Genomic DNA, 17,441 nt, shown 5'->3' on the forward strand with positions numbered 1-17,441 from the left:
ATTTTCATTAGACTGATATTTGCCGGCTGCTTAGCAGCTTGGTGATGGTATCTGCTGCTTCCTGCGGGGACAGAATCTCATTGCTGGGTACGGATCCCAGCTTCCGCAGCAACCGCGTTACAGCTAAAGCGGGCGGTTCTTCCCATCCAAAGGCTTCTAGTAATAACGGATCTGACAAAAGATCGGTGGGGTGCCCGTCGGCCAGGAATTGTCCTTCCTTCAGGGCGATGAGACGTGAGGCATGCTCCAGAATTTCCTCCAGCTGATGGCTGACCCACATCACAGTCATTCCCCGTTGCCGGTTCATGGAATGCAATAGATCGAAGAGGGAGGTCCGGGACTGAAGATCCAGTCCAGCTGTTGGCTCATCAAGGATCAACACTTCTGGCTCTAACACGACTACACCGGCGATGGCGACCCGACGTTTCTCACCACCGCTCAGCTCGAACGGACTGCGGTCCTTAAATTGCTCGTAATCCAGCTGCACGGCCTCCATGGCTGCGCGTACTTTGACTTCTTTCTCTTCCGCTGTGAGCTTGGCGCTCTGGAGGCCAAAGGCGATGTCCTCGAACACGGTGGTAGAGAAGAGCTGATGCTCTGGATATTGAAAAATAAATCCGACCCGGTCAAACACCTGGGGTCGGCGGCTAAGATGCGGATCTGTGGCGTCCAGTTCTACCGTACCTTCCGAAGGAGCCAGGAATCCTTTTAGAAGCTGGAGAAAGGTAGACTTGCCTGATCCGGATTTCCCAGCAATGGCAAGCATCTCGCCGCTTTCCACGCTCAGACCCAGATGCTGCAGTACGAACGGACCGGCAAGAGGTTTATTCCTACGGCGTTTGCTGTACGTAAAGGTAACGTCATTCAGCTTTATGTGCATAATAAATCCCTCAATTTCTGTTCGTTCATATCTGCCGGAACAGAGATGCCTTGCTGGCGAAGCAGCCCGGCAAGCCTGTGATAATAAGGCAGCTCCAATCCGCAATTCTCCAGTAACACGGTATCCTGTTCCAGTTTGGCAGGTGTACCTTCAGCTATGATTTCGCCGCTGCGGAACAGCACCCAGCGGTCTGCACCAGTAACCTCTTCCAGATGGTGCGTAATGTAAATAAGGGTGAAGGGCACCTGCTTCCTGACTTCGTGCAGGGTCTCAACGAACTGCCGGCGGGCTACAGGATCGAGCATAGAAGTGGCTTCATCCAGAATGAGACAACGTGGGGCCAGAGCGAGAACCGAGGCTAGAGCCAGCTTCTGCTTTTCGCCACCGGACAAGTTGCTGACAGGACGTTCTTCATCTGCTTCCAGACCAACCAGCTGAATGGCCCAGGCAATACGGCTTGCGATTTCTTCCTGTGGCCAACCGATATTAGAGAGCCCAAAGGCGATGTCTTCTCCGACAGTGATGCCCACCTGCTGGTTCTCAGGATTCTGGAACACGATTTGGACGGCCCGGCGGATCGCTGGAAGGGAGGAACGCTCAGACGTATTATGTCCCTCTACCAGAACCGTTCCTTCGGTTGGTAACTCTATGCCATTTAACAGCCGGGACAAGGAAGATTTGCCGGAGCCATTGCGCCCCAGAAACGCAACAAATTCACCGAAGGGAATGTTAAGGGATACATGAGATAATGCCGGCTTGTGGCCGGCATCCTCATCTTCTTCATCAGGTTCATTGTAATAGAAGGTGGCGTTCCGGATATCAATCATTAATGGTCGCCGCCTTCCCTTCGGGTTTGTCTTGATTTACTGGTCCGAAGACGCTTTTGGCATCATCAGGATTGAAGGTGCCGTCAGCTGTATTCGGGATTTGCCAGAAGAAATCAATCTCCACACCGCCCTCGGCGGCCAGCTCCAGAAAGTCACGCATGAACACGCCTTTACCGGGATCGCAGGAAGGACTGCCTGAAATGCCAAGACCGCCTACAATCGTATATCCGTGATCCTGATAAGTCTTGAGCTGCTCGACCACAGGCAGCAGAATTTTGCGGTTGTGTGCGCGAAACTCCGGTGTATCATATTCTTCTACGGTCATTGGAGGCCGTTCAGGCCCGAGAAATGTGAATTCGGGACAAGGTAATTGGAACATCCCGTATCCTTGCTCGTAGGTCCAGTCGACTGCCGCTTTCATGACGCCTGGACTCCGGGCTTCGCCTTCCACAACGGCATTTTGGTTAATGACGCAGTGGGAGGCGACAACGATACGTTTACTACGCTGCACGGGAAGCCTTCTTTTTCAGGGATGGACGTTTGATCAGGGATTGCGGCAGATTTTTAACTACATAGTAGACAAGGAGTGCAGACAGGATTTTATCGATCAGATTCTCGCCAAGCCGAGGCAGGAAAGCAGCCGCGAAGAGACTAGAACCTGCTTGTTTCAACCAAAGTACGGCAACATCCTGGACGCCTCCGGTCAAACCGCCGAACAAACCAATGGCGATCACGGAGCCGACTGCAGGGCAGAGAATACCAAGTAAGATACCGGAAATTAATGCGGAAGAGAAACGGAAGCCGTTCTTACGCGCCGCGTAACCAACAACAAGTCCTACAATTACGTTAACTAGTGCAAACGGGATAGCAGTGTAGCCGGAGGTTACGCCGAGCACAAGGTTGGTCAGCAGACCGACCAGCGCGCCCCATAACGGTCCAAATACAGCAGCAATAAAGATGGTACCAACTGTGTCGAGGAAAAGAAAAGGGATTTTCAGATTACTGACGACGGTGCCTGCGATGACGTTGATCGCAATCGCGAGCGCGCCCAGTGTGATTACAAGTGTCTTTTGATTCATGTACTTGTTCCTCCTAGGGATTCATAATTTGTCTTATGACTTTACAAATAGATGTGCAATGTAAATATGAACCCTACTCCCCCTTTGTACATAGCGAGCTGTTGAAGGAAAGACCTCTAAGCAGAGACAACAGCTACAGACGAATCAATAAATCCAAGTGTGTATATAGGATTAATAAATTATATTCTAAGTCGAATTCCCTAGATGTCAATGGTATTTTTATTCATTTTTAAGAGAGAAATCGTTTTATTCGCATATAATCCGATAATAATACTAGTTGTTAATATTAGGGTGTCATGATATTATCGTGAAAAAATAAAGGCTTCTCTAATAATGAGAACAAAGGAGATGAATCTTTTTAAACAGATCGAACTGTAATTTTTCCGGAAAATAGGCTAAAATCACAATATTACAAGTCTTCTATTGGATAAAAGAGGAGTCGTTGGCTAGTGCAAAAAATGAACGGAACGCAGACGTTAAGCCGTGCGCTGGATATCTTATTCGCTTTGTCGGAAGAGAGCGGGACGCTGACGGTGAGTGAAATCGCGCAGAAAGTGTCCATTCCGGAGAGTACGACCTATCGTTTTCTGCAGACCTTAGAACAGAATGGAATTATCGAAAGGAGGGGGAAGAACCAGATTGGCCTTGGCCTGCGCATTCTTGATTTGGCGCGTAGTCTGAACATGCAGTTCCAACGTGATTTACTGCCGCTGGCCCTCCCCATTATGGAAGAATTGACGGAGAAGGTACAGGAAACTTCGATTCTGTTTGTCCGGACGGGCAACAATGCGGTATGCATTCAGAATGTGAAGAGCCGTGGCCTGATTCAATTCTCCATCGACAACGGACGGATTCTGCCACTACATATGGGGGCTTCGGGCAAATGCATTCTGGCTTTCGAAAGCGCCAAGGTAACGGAGAGAATCTTGCAGCTGCTTAGCAGTGACAAGGAGAGAGAAGGGCTTATAGCTGAGCTTGCGACCATTCGTGAGCAGAACTACAGCATTACCAAAGGTGAGGTAGACCCTGATGTGTATGCCATAGCTGCACCGATTACGGACGGTCAAGGTCCTGTTATTGCAAGCCTAGCCGTAGCTGGACCTAGCTTCCGTTGTAGCAACGAGCAGGATAAGACAAACATCGAAGCAGTAACCAAAGCGGCAGCGGAGTTGTCACGGCGGATGGGTGGGGGGAATTAGTTTTTAATTCCGATTAGAATAGTTTAATTTATGATTGACAAAAGTGTATCGCACCAATATTATTGTCTTACGGTATCTAATTATCACATGACAATAATATGACTGACCATACCTATGGAGGTCTTGTTTTTCGCTCAGACGAAGAATAAGGCCTCTTTTGCTATTTGGAGGTAAGTTTTTGCATCAAAACCAAGTTTACAAATGAGAATAATACATTTTGAAGGGAGAGGAAGCAGTATGGCTGAGGCAGTAGCGGTTGAGTTCAGGAATGTAAGCAAGGATTACGGTTCGGGTAAAGTGCTGCGTGATTTTAACCTCACGGTACCAAAAGGGCAGATAGTAACGATTATAGGACCTTCCGGCTGCGGTAAGACTACACTGCTTAAAATGATCAACCGGCTAGAGGAGCCCAGTGAGGGAAAGGTTCTTGTTGAAGGAAGGGATATCGGTTCTGTGGACGCTGTGAGTCTGCGACGGGATATTGGATATGTCATTCAACAGATCGGCCTCTTTCCCCACATGACCATCGAAGAGAATATCGGGATTGTTCCAAGACTCAAAGGCGCAGGCAAGGGGGAGCGCAGAGAGCAGGTAACCAAGCTTCTTCAGTTGATCGGTCTTTCCCCGGAGCAGTACCGCAAACGTTATCCCCATGAGTTAAGTGGCGGACAGCAGCAGCGGATAGGGGTGGCCCGTGCTCTGGCATCCGATCCTTCAATTATCCTGATGGATGAACCATTCAGTGCGCTAGATCCGATCAGCCGGGTCCAGCTCCAGAAAGAACTGATCAACCTCAACCAGCGTCTGCACAAGACGATAGTCTTCGTGACACATGACATTGATGAAGCGTTGAAGATCGCTGACCGGGTTATTCTGCTGAGCGAAGGTGAAGTGGTGCAGAGCAGTACGCCCGCTGAACTACTGGCTCACCCGGCCAATGAATTTGTGGTTGAATTTCTGGGTCCTGAACGTTTCCCGAAAGACTTGGCGCCAGGGACGGCTCACCATATCATGATCGATGGTCTGTCTATTGATCATCAGGCTCCAATCGAAGAAGCTCTTGAACTTCTGAGAGCAAACAGCGCCGAAGCTTTGGCTGTAACCGGGACATGGGGTGAGCTGCTGGGAATTGTCGGAATTGAAGAAATCAGCCAGCATCTTCTGCATGACAGCACGCTAAAGGTTGGCGCGATCGTCCAGAGTGATACAAGCTCCCTTTTGGCACACACACCGTTGTCCGAAGTTTTTGAGCAGATTCGCAATCACCGGATCCTGCCTGTCGTGGATGACAGCAACCGGCTGATTGGCACCGTCACCCGTTCCAGCGTTATAGAAGCACTAGGACGACATCTACACAGGGAGGAGCATAGCGCATGAATCATGTATGGGATACGTTAGCCGCCGACTGGCCGATGATACTGAGCAAAACGGGAGAGCACATGTATCTGTCTCTGATTTCCGTTCTCATTGCTGGATTTATCGCGGTTCCCCTCGGGATTTTTCTGACCAGTCACAAGCGGATGGCGAACACGATCATTACCGTTGTCTCGGCCATCCAGACCATTCCAAGCCTGGCGCTGTTCGGGTTCATGATTCCACTGGTAGGTATCGGTACTACCCCGGCCATTATCGCGTTGACCTTATATGCTGTGCTTCCAATGCTTCAGAACACCTACGTTGGTATCAATGGGGTTCAGCCTTCTCTCCTTGAGGCGGGTACCGGAATGGGCATGACCAAATGGCAGATGATGAGTATGGTTCAGCTCCCCATTGCACGCAGTGTCATCATGGCAGGTGTAAGGCTGGTCGCTGTACAGACCATCAGTCTTGCGACGATTGCTACTTACATTGCTGCCGGAGGGCTTGGAGACATCATCACCAGAGGAATTGCCATGATCAACACAGTTACCATTATGGAAGGGGCCATTCCGGTCTCACTGCTCGTAATCTCCGTTAACTTCATATTGCTGCTGCTGAACCGGGCGCTTACCCCGAAAGGCCTGCGGCACTTGAATAAATTTTAAGAATTTACCCAGGGAGAGTGGTATGGATCATGACAACTGTAAACCCAACAAGATGGACGGCAACAAAAGGAAGTAAGCTGCTTATCACCCTAGGGTTAGTACTCACCACTGTGCTTACTGCGGCTGGCTGCTCCAATTCCAAGGCTTCTGAGGGCAAGGATACGATTGTTCTGGCTACCAAAGGATTTGCTGAGTCGGATATTTTGGCGAATGCTTTGAAACTTCTGGTTGAGAATGACACGAAGCTGAAGACAGAGATCAAGAAGCTGGACAACACGTTGCTCTGGAATGCCATTGGCTCAGGAGATGTGGATGCATATGTGGAGTACAGCGGGACGGCACTGATCAATATTTTAAAGCTAGAGCCGGAATTTGATCCGGACAAAGCATTTAAGATCGTTGTGACCCAGCTCAAGGAAAAAAACAAGCTGATCGCACTTGATCCGCTTGGCTTCAATAATACCTATGTCTTTGCTGTACGTAGGGAAACCGCTGAAAAGTATGGCTTAAAGACAGCTTCACAGCTTGCTGAGAAATCGGGCGAATTGGTCTTTGGGGCCAGTGAGGAGTTCCTGAACCGTGCGGATGCCTGGCCATACGTAGAAAGTATTTATAAGCCAAAGTTCAAGGAAACGAAGTCCATTCAAGACAGCTCCTTGCGTTACCAAGCGATCAAGCAGAAGCTGATTGATGTGATGCTCCCATATTCGACAGACAGCCAAATCTTGGCGAACGATCTCGTGGCTTTGGAGGACGACAAGCATGTGTTTATTCCGTATGACGCTTTCCCGGTAGTACGTGAACAGACGCTGGATGAGCATCCCGAACTGAAAGAAACGCTCAACAAACTGGCAGGAAAATTGGACGAAACCGCTATGCAGAAGCTGAATGCCGAGGTGGAGCAGGATCAGAAGCCCGCTATCGATGTCGCCCGTGAATGGCTGAAGTCACAAGGGCTGATCAAGTAGGCTTTCTCATTACCGATTGACGGCCTGACAATGACATGACCCAACAATTAACGGATGAGAGGGGATAACACGTTATGAGCAACAATACACGGCAGCTCGCCCTGGGAGCGATGATGTTTTTTCCGGCGGGTGAGCATATTTCAAGCTGGAGACATCCCAGGTCTGAGGCCGAGGGGCTTCTGAGTTTCGATTATTACAAAAGAATTGTGCAAACGGCGGAGCGTGGGCGATTCGACATGTTCTTCTATGCAGATGAGCTCTATGTCTGGGACCGTTTTGAATCGGGAGTTAGCCATTCTAACCATATTCGGCCGGAGCCGTTCACCCTGCTGTCTGCACTGGCGGCGGTAACTAGCCATATTGGGCTGGCTGCAACCATCTCCACAACATATAACGATCCATATCATATTGCGCGCAAGCTCGCAACGCTGGATCATTTCAGCGGCGGGCGGGCCGCATGGAATATTGTGACCTCTCAGACGGACGAGGAGGCCCGGAATTTCGGAAAGGAAAGACATTTGCAGCATGAGCTGCGATATGAACGGGCCAAGGAGTTTGTAGATGTTACTCAGGGACTCTGGGATAGTTGGGATGAGGATGCGCTGCTCTTTGACAAGGAAACTGGCTTTTTCGCAGATAAAGATAAGCTTCATAATCTGGATCATGAGGGCAAGCACTTTAAAGTCAAAGGCCCGTTGAATGTTTCTCGTCCGCCGCAAGGCTATCCGGTATTGATTCAGGCTGGAGCTTCTGAGGCGGGAAAAGAAGTGGCTGCCGCTACAGCTGAAGTTGTGTTCGCTCCTGGCGGCACGCTGGCTGAAGGCCAGGCGTTGTACGCAGATATCAAGGGCAGATTGGCTAAATACGGCCGTTCTCCGGATGATCTCAAAATCATGCCGGCTCTGATGCCCATCCTTGGAGACACCGAGGAGGAGGCGGCGGAACGCCTGGCTGAAGTGGAGAACCAGACCCCTGACCGGCTGGCACTGGATCTGTTGTCCCATTACATTGGGGTGGACGTATCAGGTTATCCACTGGATGAACCACTGCCGTTTCTGCCGGAGGAAGAAGGGTTCAACCAGAGCAAATCTAGACTGCAAAGCATCCGCGAGCTTCTAATCAATGAGGACCTAACACTCATACAAGTCGCAAAAAGGGTCACTACGAAGCGGGTATTCGCCGGCACGCCTGAACAGGTTGCCGATTACATTGAAGCCTGGTTCACCGGTGGTGCTGCCGACGGCTTCAATATCGCTTTCCCGTATTTGCCGGGAGCGCTCGACGATTTCGTGGAGAAAGTCGTACCGATTCTTCAGCAGAGAGGTCTGCTACGCCAGGAGTATGAAGGTACTACACTACGGGAACATCTGGGCTTCAGCAAGCCGGAAAGCCGATATGCTAAAACGCCGGAAACCGTCACACCACAATGACAGAACAGCGAACTGAAAGCGGGGGATGGCAGTGACAAGAATTACTGCGAAGAGAGGCGGAACACTGCGCTGCAAGGGCTGGAGGCAGGAAGCACTCTTGCGTATGCTGGAGAATGTGCTGGAGAACGGTGAGAACCAGAAGGAACTTATTGTGTATGCTTCGCTGGGAAAGGCGGCGCGGAACTGGCCCTCGTACAGGGCAATCGTGGAGACACTGAAGCAGTTGGAAGAGGATGAGACACTCGTCATCCAGTCCGGAAAGCCGATCGGTATCTTCAAAACGCACCGTCAGGCACCGCTGGTTGTCATGGCGAACTGCAATCTCGTGGGACGCTGGGCGACCAGTGAGAACTTCTACGAGCTGCAGGACAAAGGGTTAATCATTTGGGGCGGGCTCACCGCAGCCGCCTGGCAGTACATAGGTTCACAGGGGGTTATCCAGGGAACCTATGAGATCTTTCAAAGTATTGCCCGGCTGCATTTTGGCGGCGATCTGCGTGGACGCTTCATATTGACCGCCGGGCTAGGCGGCATGGGCGGCGCGCAGCCGTTGGCTGGCAATATGGCGAATGCCGCTATTCTTTGTGTAGAGGTGGCGGAGGAGCGAATCGACAAGCGGATCGCGGCCGGTTACCTGCAGAGGAAGACAGACAGCCTCGACGAGGCGCTGTTCTGGATTAAGGAGGCGGTAACCAATGGCACGAGTATATCGGTCGGCCTGCTGGGCAATGCCGCCGATGTCTATCCGGAGCTGCTGCGACGGAGCGTACAGCCTGATGTTGTGACGGACCAGACGTCCGCACATGACCTGCTGTACGGATATATTCCGAGCGGCTATACACCGGCATCGGCTGCCGCGGCCCGCAAGGAGCGGCCGGCTGAGCTGCAAGCCGCAGCCGGAGCCTCCATCGCCAAGGAGGTCCAGGCGATGCTGGCGTTCAAGGAACGGGGGGCGGTTGTCTTTGACAACGGCAACAATATCCGTTCCCAGGCGGTGCAATACGGCGTGGATAACGCGTTTGATATTGATATTTTTACAGAGGCTTTTCTGCGTCCGCTGTTTGCAAGAGCAATTGGACCGTTCCGCTGGGTAGCACTGAGCGGTGAAGCTGACGATATTCGAATCATCGATGATTATATCTTGAAGGAATTCAGCGACAATGAGATCGTCTCCAACTGGATCAAGCTTGCCAATACGTATGTTCCGTTCGAAGGACTGCCAGCCCGGATCGGCTGGTTCGGCCACCAGGATCGCAGCAAGCTGGCACTCGCGGTTAACCAGTTAGTACGCGAAGGTAAGCTTGCTGGTCCAGTGGCCTTCTCGCGTGACCATCTGGATGCTGGTGCTATGACGCATCCCAACATCATGACGGAGCGGATGAAGGATAGTAGCGATGCTATCTCTGATTGGCCGCTGCTGAACGCGATGTTGAACTGTTCGTCAATGGCTGATCTGGTGGCCATTCATTCCGGTGGGGGAGGATACTCCGGATATATGACCAGTGCAGGGGTTACGATTGTAGCTGACGGTACGGAGGCAAGCGATCTGCGTCTTCGTACTGCACTTGACAACGATACAGGGATTGGCGTTCTTCGCTATGCAGATGCCGGTTACGACGAATCACTGGAAGAAGTGCAAGACAAAGGCATCGCCCGGATTGATACGACGCGCTATGAGGCCATTCCAGCGGAATAACACAGTACGCAGTGCGTAGTGCGTAGTCTAATGTCCCAGCGCAGACATTGCATAATTGACACAAGGGGGAAATACACATGCGTGAACTGACAAGAGATGATGTGGAAGCAGCGGTTAAAGGGGGCTCCGTATTCGCCAGCGGCGGCGGCGGGTGGGTCGATCATGGACTGGAGATCGGCCATGCCGCTCTTGGTCTTGGCCGGCCCAAGCTTTTGTCCATAGATGAACTGCCGGATGATGCGATCATTCTGACCTGTACGGCCATAGGTGCTCCGGCAGGCCGGGACTGGCAGATGCTCGGCAAAGATTACATCAAAGCGGTACAGCTTGTGATTGATAAATATGACGGTAAAGTTGCTGGAGTCATGACACCGCAAAATGGTATGTCCAGTACGATTAACGGCTGGCTGCCTGCGGCTGCGCTTGGTCTCGCAGTCATTGATGCCACTGGAGACATTCGCGCGCATCCTACTGGTAAAATGGGCTCGCTCGGCCTTGCGTCTTCCATTGATTACGAGACTATACAGGCTGTGGCCGGGGGCAATCCGGAGAACGGCAGCTACATTGAACTGGTGGTCAAAGGGACGCCAGCTCGAACTTCTAATATTCTGCGGACGGCCTCGGACATGGCGGGTGGATTCATTGCCGCTGCACGTCATCCACTACCAGCCAAGTATATCAAGGAGCATGCCGCAATCGGGGGCATTTCCATTGCTCTAGAGCTGGGCAGAACGATCTTGAAGGCTGAACCAGATGGACCAGAGGCTGTGCTGAAGGCAGTTGTTCGCAAGACGAAGGGCAAAATTCTTGGCAGAGGCACGGTGACTGCGAAGAACGTGCGCTATTCGGGCGCTTTTGACATCGGCACGATTGAAGTCGAAATTCCCAAGAAAACGCTGGTCCTTCATGTCATGAATGAATATATGGCTGTGGACGATCAGAAGGGCAAGCGTCTGACAACCTTCCCGGATGTTATTACTACGTTCGATTTGCAGACGGGATTGCCGGTGAGTGTAGGTGACATAAGAGAGGGGATGGAGGTTGCTGTATTCTCCATCGATAAATCCAAGATTCCACTCAGTTCCAGTGTAAAAGACCCTAGCGTGTATCCTGAGGTTGAAGAAGCGCTCGGTATTGACCTACAAAGCTATGCCTTCGACAAAGAGAAAAAGGAAAGTAAAGTGAAGAAGGAGAGTAAGGAGATAGAGGTTTATGCCTGAGGATACAGCAGTCTTTGGAACAGTAACTACGGGCGATCATGGAGTGGGCAGTCATTCAGTTAATGGGATTAATCACTTGATTCTGGATGGAGACAGCTTGAGTATCGAAGATGTTGACGGTGTAGCACGACAGCGTAGGCCTGTAGTGATTGCAGCAGAGGCCCGGGAGCGGCTGGAAGCAGCCCGTAAAGTGATTTTCGAGCTCGCTGCCGAAGGCGTGCCAGTCTATGGATTGAATCGGGGAGTGGGCTGGAACAAGGACAAGATCATTGACTCTGGTTATTTTGAAGCCTATAACCGCAACTTGCTGCTATCGCACAGTGCTGGCGTGCAGCCGGACGCACCGGAGGAAGTGGTCCGGGCAGTCATGCTGGCCCGGCTCAACGGCCTGCTGGCAGGCGCGACAGGCGCTCAGCCGGAAATTGCCGAGCGGTATGCTGAATTTCTGAACCTGGGGATTCATCCGGTTCTGCCACTGCGTGGATCTGTGGGCGCAGCGGATATCACGACCATTTCGCATATTGGTCTGGCCATGATCGGCGAAGGGGAAGTCGATGTCGCCGGCCGCCGGTTACCTGCTCTTGAAGCACTTGCGGCAGCGGGTCTGGCACCGCTTAGTCTCGGTCCAAAGGACGGACTGGCCATTGTCAGCTCCAATGCACTCTCTGCAGGTAATGGAGCCTTGGCACTGGTCGAAATTCGGGATCTATTGGAGGCCGCAGATTACGTCTACGCGTTGTCCCTGGAAGCCATTCGCGGGAACATCAGCCCGCTGGATGAATCAGTGCACCGCAAGCGACCGTTCCCAGGCCAGCTAGGAAGTCTGTCTCAGGTCCGGGCAGCGCTGAAGAACAGCGATCTGTGGAGCGGATTTAATCCGGAATCACTCCAAGACCCGCTGAGCTTCCGGGATGCCTGCCAGATTCACGGAGCCGCCCGGGATGCTCTGGATTACACGCGTCAGCAATTGGAGATTCATCTGAATAGCTCCGACGATAATCCTTGTGTCTTGACGGAAGAACGGCGCATCTTGTCCTGTGCCAACTATGATCCTGTCACCTGGACGTTGGGGTTTGAAATGCTCGGCAGTGCTCTGCATCATGTGTCCAAAAGCTCTTGCTACCGGATGATCAAGCTTGGTGATCCTGGCTTTACGGGCTTGAGCCGGTTTTTGACTGCTGACCCAAGCCGCTCGATCGGCTTTTGCACAGTACAGAAAACTGCCGCCTCCCTGGATGCGGAGATTCGTCATCTCAGCAACCCGGTCTCTGCCGATTATATGTCGCTTGCTGGAGACATTGAAGATCATGCAGCTAACTCCCCTTATGTCGTCTCCAAGCTTCGGGAGATCGCTGACCGCTTAGCTTACATTCTGGCAATCGAAGCTCTTCATGCCGCTCAAGCCATTGACCTTCGTGGCGGTTTGCGCTTGGGTGAGGGTACCGGAGCTGGCTATGAACTGCTGCGTTCTGAAATACCTTTCCTGTCCGAGGACCGCAATCAGACTGTGGATATCGAACGGGCTTACCACCTGTTTAAGGATGGTAAATGGCTCAATGCAGTGAAAAATAAATTGAGTAATCATATTAATAATTAACTGTATTAATAGATTGATTATTGTTTTGATCTATATTTTTCAAAATGATGATTCAAGGAGATTGAAGTCTTCCTAAATGAATGGCATCAAATGCTCACTTGAGGCAGGCCGGAGCGCCTGCTATAACATCAATCAGCGCTGAATAGAACAACGCCATTTTTCAGGGAAAAAGAATTGTAGGACTGACAGCCGGGCTGCCCTTTTCGGGGAAGTTCCGGTTTTTTGTGTTTATTCTCGTAAACTTAAGAATTTCCCGAATGTTTTGATCGTAACTTTCTTATTTGCTTCCACTAAGATCACTCCGTAACTCTCTATGTCTGTGATATAATCTCAATTCAGAAAATTAGATTTGGAGTTAGAAGAGGTACGATCTCTCAAGCGTTTGGGCTGGGAAAGAAAAATCACTTGGAGTAAGTATCTTCAAACGGGAAGTTTGTCAAAACCGTATAAGCTTCTCGTCATAGGAGATAATAATAAAATTATACAGGGAGCAATCGCGTATAAATACGAAGAGGGATTTGTTTATGGCGAACTTCCCGGAAGCGCTCCTGTCAATCGTCACAACAATCCTTTAAGAGCGTTTACTAATATATTATTAGATAAAGCTTGCCGGAAAAGTTTCGAAGCTGGATTTGATGGTTTTATTTGTTTAAGCCAAGAGGTTCCTCCCTAATTAACAGCATTTTTGTACCTTATTTTTCTTGAAAATAATCAAATAAGGTAAATAAGGTAAATAAGGGTATTTTTGTATCTTACTTTTCGAAAAAGCACGCCGGATGGGGTATTGTGGAGGATTTAAGATACAATATTGCACTTAATCTCCATCACCCCTTAGTTGCGGCGAATATAAGGTACGAAAATGCCGTTAATTACACTTCTATCCTTCTTGTATAAGCTCTCTTTTTTCTGGCTATGTTTGGTTTTATATGTGTTCTATGATAAACTGAAACGGATGTTTCCATGGATGAAGTTAGAATAGGCATGCATGATTTCATCCAAAACTACAACAATCAAATGCTGGTGAAGTAAATATATAGGGATGCGATAAACGCATTCCTTTTTGTTTGGAACAAGAATGATTCATTCTTTAATATCCTCATAACCACATGAAGCAGGAGGTAAATGATGACAAGAAATATTGTTCACGTTCCTTACGGCTACGAGCCTCCAGTCGAGCAGCGTAAAGGCACTCTAATTTTCTACGATTCTTTTGAGCACATCCAAGATTCGGAACTTGCAGCTGCGGCTAAGACCGCTACTGATCGTAAGTTCACCAAACTGGTGCTCTATCCTCTGCATGAGGAGACCGTGCGCCGTTTGTCCAAAGAGCCAGTCCAAGCTTTTTACAAGCGGGAGGATCGTCTGCATGAATGGAAGAGAGAACAGGGCGTGTCCTTCATAACGGTTGAAGGCTGGGAAGGAAAGAGGAAGAAATATACGCCGCTAGATTCCGCGCTTCGTCATTTGACGGAGAGGTATCCGGCTCCGCATTTTTTATATCTGACACCGGATATGGCGAACCAATTCGCCTCGTTTTCCTCTTTTGAAGAGTGGATTGTGAAAGTTCGCCTGCTCTTGGCGGAAGCGCCGGCATTTATCCATCCGCGTCTGGAGAAGTATCGCCATCGCTGGGACGTAGCCGAATAATATACTGAAGTTACATCAAATAAACCCCGGTCAGAATTATGGAATCGTGTCCATAACTCCGTCCGGGGTTTCTGTTATGACTTAATGCGTGCTGCTTTGCTTGCGGCGATAGGTATACATTCTCCATTGATAATGGATGAAGCAGCCGATGCAGAAGCCGAGAATGGCTACAGTTGCGGCAACGGCAACCAGTGCAGTGAATATGTAGGCGGCAACGGTCCAGCCCACTAGGAAGCTGAGCAATCCGGCAGTAAGGCAGCCCACAGCGATGCTCTGGTTGAACTGCTGCTGATCCCAATCCTCAAGAATATACGCAGAGCGTTCTTTTCTAAGAAAAGTGGCAGCCAGCTTGATAACAGGATTATATCCGAAGATCAGGCCCGATAATCCGGCTGCAAGCGGCAGTGCAAGAATCCAGTATTGTCCGGTAAACCAGGTTAGTAGGACAGAAAGCACAATAAAGCTCTGGTTGGTTTTCACAAGTGGGCGCGGAATGCCTTTGGTACCATTGCTCACATTAATCACACCTAACTTATTGGAATAATTATAGTATAACGGTGGCTTAGACGTTTGGGAAGACATCATCTGTTTTTATATAGGTTAAACAATCGTATTCAATGAGATTGCAAGCAGCGTAGGGTTCGCCTAACCTGCCGAAAATTGAAAGTCCGTAAATCAAATTCATGTATTGCGCTTCAACCTAAACATAAGATAGGATAGAAATCAGAAATAAGAATATAACGTTATAATGTTTAAATCTCGAATTCGGCATATTGGAGAGGGAGCAGGGAAGGTTATTAATGGGATTATTGAGGAGGATGAGAAAATGAAGTTATGGTTTGAGGGTGACATATTGGCACTGCTGCCTGGAATCGAGATTCTGGCTGGTGAGCTAGGGATTCAGCTTGAGGAGGGCGGAATGCCTGTCCGGGTAGAGAGTTCCAGTGAAGGCATAGAGGTCGGCTGTGAGAATGGCCGGGGTTATATAAGGTATGCGCACATCCATCAGTTCTTCCGCGGACTTGGTCTACTGGTTCAGCATGCACGAAAGAGCGCGGTATTCCATATCACCGAAAAGCAGCAATTTGATCTCGTCGGCCCGATGTTCGACCTATCCCGCAACGCGGTGCTGACCACGGACAGCTTCAAGAATATGCTGAACAAGATGGCCTTGATGGGACTGAATACCGTCATGCTCTATATGGAGGATACATACGAAATCGCGGGTGAGCCATATTTCGGGTATATGCGGGGCCGTTATTCGCAGCAGGAACTTCGCGAGATCGACGATTATGCGGCCCAGTTTGGCATCGAGGCCTTCCCGAGCATTCAGACGTTGGCGCATCTGGAGGAATTTCTGAAGTGGGAGCCGGTGTCCCATTACAAGGATACAAAAGGTGCGCTGCTGGTAGGTGAGGATCGTACACTGAGTTTAGTCGAACGCATGATTGAGTCGGCTAGTGTACCGTTCCGCAGCCGCAAAATCCATATCGGAATGGATGAGGCTGAGGAGCTGGGCCGGGGCAAATATCTCGACCGAAACGGATACAGTAGCCGATTCGACATCATGACTTCACATCTTGAAAAGGTGCTGGACATTGTACGCGGGCGCGGACTTGAACCGATGATGTGGAGCGACATGTTCCTGAAGCTCGCTTCCGGGAACGGCAGTGAATACTATGACGCGGAAACGTCGATACCAGAAGAGATGCAGCGCCGCATTCCTAAAGATGTAGACATGGTGTATTGGGATTACGTGCACACGGAAGCCGAGGAGTATGAGCAATTAGTCGCGAAGCACCGACCTCTCGGGTCAAAGCTGGCTTTTGCCGGAGCTGTGTGGATCTTTAATACATTCGGGGTTAACTACGGCTTGTCTCTCAAGGCGTCAGATACGGCACTGCAGGTGTGTAAAAGAGAAGGCATCAACGAGGTGTATGCTACAATGTGGGGGGATGACGGCAACGAAGGGAATCCGTTCGCTGCGCTGCTTGGCCTGCAGTTGTATGCAGAGCATGCTTACTCACCGGAACGTCCAGAGTGGGGGCATCTTGCGGAGCGTGTAAAATTCTGCACCGGGATTGAGGCAGATAGCTACCTTCTGATGAAGGATCTGGACGAAACGCCCGGGGCTGAACCGGACAACCGTGTGCAGAGCAACCCTTCGAAGTTTTTGCTGTATCAGGATGTATTGCTTGGACTGTTCGACCATCAGATTGAGGGTCTGGCGCTGACCGCCCATTACGAAGCACTTGAGCGGAACCTGGCGGAGCGCCGTGCTACCGATCCTGCCGCAGCCCCGATGCTGGAGGTTCCAGAGAAGTTGTGCGCTGTGCTGAAACGCAAAAGTCTAATCGGCATCGAATTAAAGCGGGCATATGGCGCCAGCGATAAGGCAGCGCTGGTTCTGATTGCAGAGCGGGAGTTACCGGAGATTGCAAGAGCGGTTAAGGAGCTTCGGGCAGCGCACCGCACCGCATGGCACCACATGTTCAAGCCATTTGGCTGGGAGGTGCTGGACATCCGGTACGGAGGTCTTGTGAACCGTCTTGATTCCGCTGCCTTGCGGCTGCTGGATTACGCAGAGGGGCGAATCGCCAGAATCGAAGAGCTGGAGGAGGAACGGCTGCCGTACAGCTCGGCGAACAGGTTCAATAATAGAGGTGCTGGATGGTGCAGCTATTATTACCGCATGGCATCGCCAAATGTATTTTTTCACGTCTTAAATCCCTTTTAATCTTCTAATATAAGGCGGCATTTCAAGCTGTTCCGACCGGTTAGACCGGATAACCGGAGCAGCTTCTTTACTACTATTCGCAAGGAATTGGAGTATGACGATAACTTTTTTTGATAAACAGGAGACCCGGATGTCGC

General features: G+C 50.4%; 16 protein-coding genes. 11 read left to right on the plus strand and 5 right to left on the minus strand.

Going from position 1 to position 17,441, the window contains the following annotated elements; genetic code table 11:
• Positions 1–7: 7 nt before the first annotated feature.
• The 4 genes from HPT30_RS17845 to HPT30_RS17860 are packed head-to-tail and all read right to left on the minus strand — an operon-like array spanning position 8 to position 2,786.
• A complete protein-coding gene (locus HPT30_RS17845; RefSeq protein ID WP_175372705.1) occupies positions 8–880 on the minus strand; it encodes an ATP-binding cassette domain-containing protein in 873 nt (290 codons plus the stop codon).
• Positions 871–1,707, minus strand: coding sequence for an ATP-binding cassette domain-containing protein (locus HPT30_RS17850; RefSeq protein WP_175372706.1), 837 nt, complete (start codon positions 1,705–1,707; stop codon positions 871–873). The genes HPT30_RS17845 and HPT30_RS17850 overlap by 10 nt, the downstream gene beginning before the upstream one ends.
• Positions 1,700–2,218 carry a CD3072 family TudS-related putative desulfidase gene (locus HPT30_RS17855; protein WP_175372707.1) on the minus strand — a complete coding sequence of 173 codons (519 nt, stop codon included), beginning with the start codon at positions 2,216–2,218 and terminating at the stop codon, positions 1,700–1,702. Before HPT30_RS17855 ends, HPT30_RS17850 begins: the two co-directional genes overlap by 8 nt.
• Positions 2,208–2,786, minus strand: a complete 579-nt coding sequence (locus HPT30_RS17860) for a CD3073 family putative ECF transporter S component (RefSeq protein ID WP_175372708.1) — start codon at positions 2,784–2,786, stop codon at positions 2,208–2,210. Before HPT30_RS17860 ends, HPT30_RS17855 begins: the two co-directional genes overlap by 11 nt.
• Before the next feature lie 458 nt (positions 2,787–3,244).
• On the opposite strand from HPT30_RS17860, the gene HPT30_RS17865 reads away from it, so the two are divergent.
• The 10 genes from HPT30_RS17865 to HPT30_RS17910 all read left to right on the plus strand — a co-directional run bounded on the left by HPT30_RS17865 (position 3,245) and on the right by HPT30_RS17910 (position 14,567).
• The gene (locus tag HPT30_RS17865; protein ID WP_175372773.1) at positions 3,245–3,985 is read left to right on the plus strand and encodes an IclR family transcriptional regulator; all 741 of its coding nucleotides are present in this window, start codon (positions 3,245–3,247) and stop codon (positions 3,983–3,985) included.
• Positions 3,986–4,222: 237 nt separating this feature from the next.
• Positions 4,223–5,362 carry a betaine/proline/choline family ABC transporter ATP-binding protein gene (locus tag HPT30_RS17870; protein ID WP_175372709.1) on the plus strand — a complete coding sequence of 380 codons (1,140 nt, stop codon included), beginning with the start codon at positions 4,223–4,225 and terminating at the stop codon, positions 5,360–5,362.
• The gene (locus HPT30_RS17875; protein WP_175372710.1) at positions 5,359–6,009 is read left to right on the plus strand and encodes an ABC transporter permease; all 651 of its coding nucleotides are present in this window, start codon (positions 5,359–5,361) and stop codon (positions 6,007–6,009) included. Before HPT30_RS17870 ends, HPT30_RS17875 begins: the two co-directional genes overlap by 4 nt.
• A 29-nt stretch (positions 6,010–6,038) precedes the next feature.
• Positions 6,039–6,977 (plus strand): ABC transporter substrate-binding protein, encoded by a 939-nt coding sequence (locus tag HPT30_RS17880; RefSeq protein ID WP_175372711.1) that lies wholly within the window; start codon positions 6,039–6,041, stop codon positions 6,975–6,977.
• 74 nt (positions 6,978–7,051) lie between these two features.
• Entirely contained in the window at positions 7,052–8,407 is a 1,356-nt protein-coding gene (locus tag HPT30_RS17885) for an LLM class flavin-dependent oxidoreductase (RefSeq protein WP_175372712.1), read from the plus strand.
• 25 nt (positions 8,408–8,432) lie between these two features.
• Positions 8,433–10,103, plus strand: a complete 1,671-nt coding sequence (gene ertB, locus HPT30_RS17890) for a thiourocanate hydratase (protein ID WP_175372713.1) — start codon at positions 8,433–8,435, stop codon at positions 10,101–10,103.
• Positions 10,104–10,180: 77 nt separating this feature from the next.
• Positions 10,181–11,323 (plus strand): thiohydantoin desulfurase, encoded by a 1,143-nt coding sequence (gene ertC, locus HPT30_RS17895; protein WP_175372714.1) that lies wholly within the window; start codon positions 10,181–10,183, stop codon positions 11,321–11,323.
• Entirely contained in the window at positions 11,316–12,920 is a 1,605-nt protein-coding gene (locus tag HPT30_RS17900; protein ID WP_175372715.1) for an HAL/PAL/TAL family ammonia-lyase, read from the plus strand. The genes ertC and HPT30_RS17900 overlap by 8 nt, the downstream gene beginning before the upstream one ends.
• A 349-nt stretch (positions 12,921–13,269) precedes the next feature.
• Complete coding sequence (locus tag HPT30_RS17905; protein ID WP_175372716.1) at positions 13,270–13,593, plus strand: hypothetical protein; 324 nt, start codon at positions 13,270–13,272, stop codon at positions 13,591–13,593.
• Between the two features lie 452 nt (positions 13,594–14,045).
• Complete coding sequence (locus HPT30_RS17910) at positions 14,046–14,567, plus strand: hypothetical protein (RefSeq protein ID WP_175372774.1); 522 nt, start codon at positions 14,046–14,048, stop codon at positions 14,565–14,567.
• 81 nt (positions 14,568–14,648) lie between these two features.
• On the opposite strand, the gene HPT30_RS17915 is transcribed toward HPT30_RS17910, so the two are convergent.
• Complete coding sequence (locus HPT30_RS17915) at positions 14,649–15,083, minus strand: DUF4395 domain-containing protein (protein ID WP_376767048.1); 435 nt, start codon at positions 15,081–15,083, stop codon at positions 14,649–14,651.
• A 310-nt stretch (positions 15,084–15,393) separates the two neighbouring features.
• On the opposite strand from HPT30_RS17915, the gene HPT30_RS17920 reads away from it, so the two are divergent.
• The gene (locus tag HPT30_RS17920) at positions 15,394–17,304 is read left to right on the plus strand and encodes a beta-N-acetylhexosaminidase (protein ID WP_175372717.1); all 1,911 of its coding nucleotides are present in this window, start codon (positions 15,394–15,396) and stop codon (positions 17,302–17,304) included.
• Positions 17,305–17,441: the final 137 nt, after the last annotated feature.

Origin of the sequence: Paenibacillus agri, assembly GCF_013359945.1 — a bacterium.
Lineage (GTDB): Bacteria > Bacillota > Bacilli > Paenibacillales > Paenibacillaceae > Paenibacillus_AQ > Paenibacillus_AQ agri.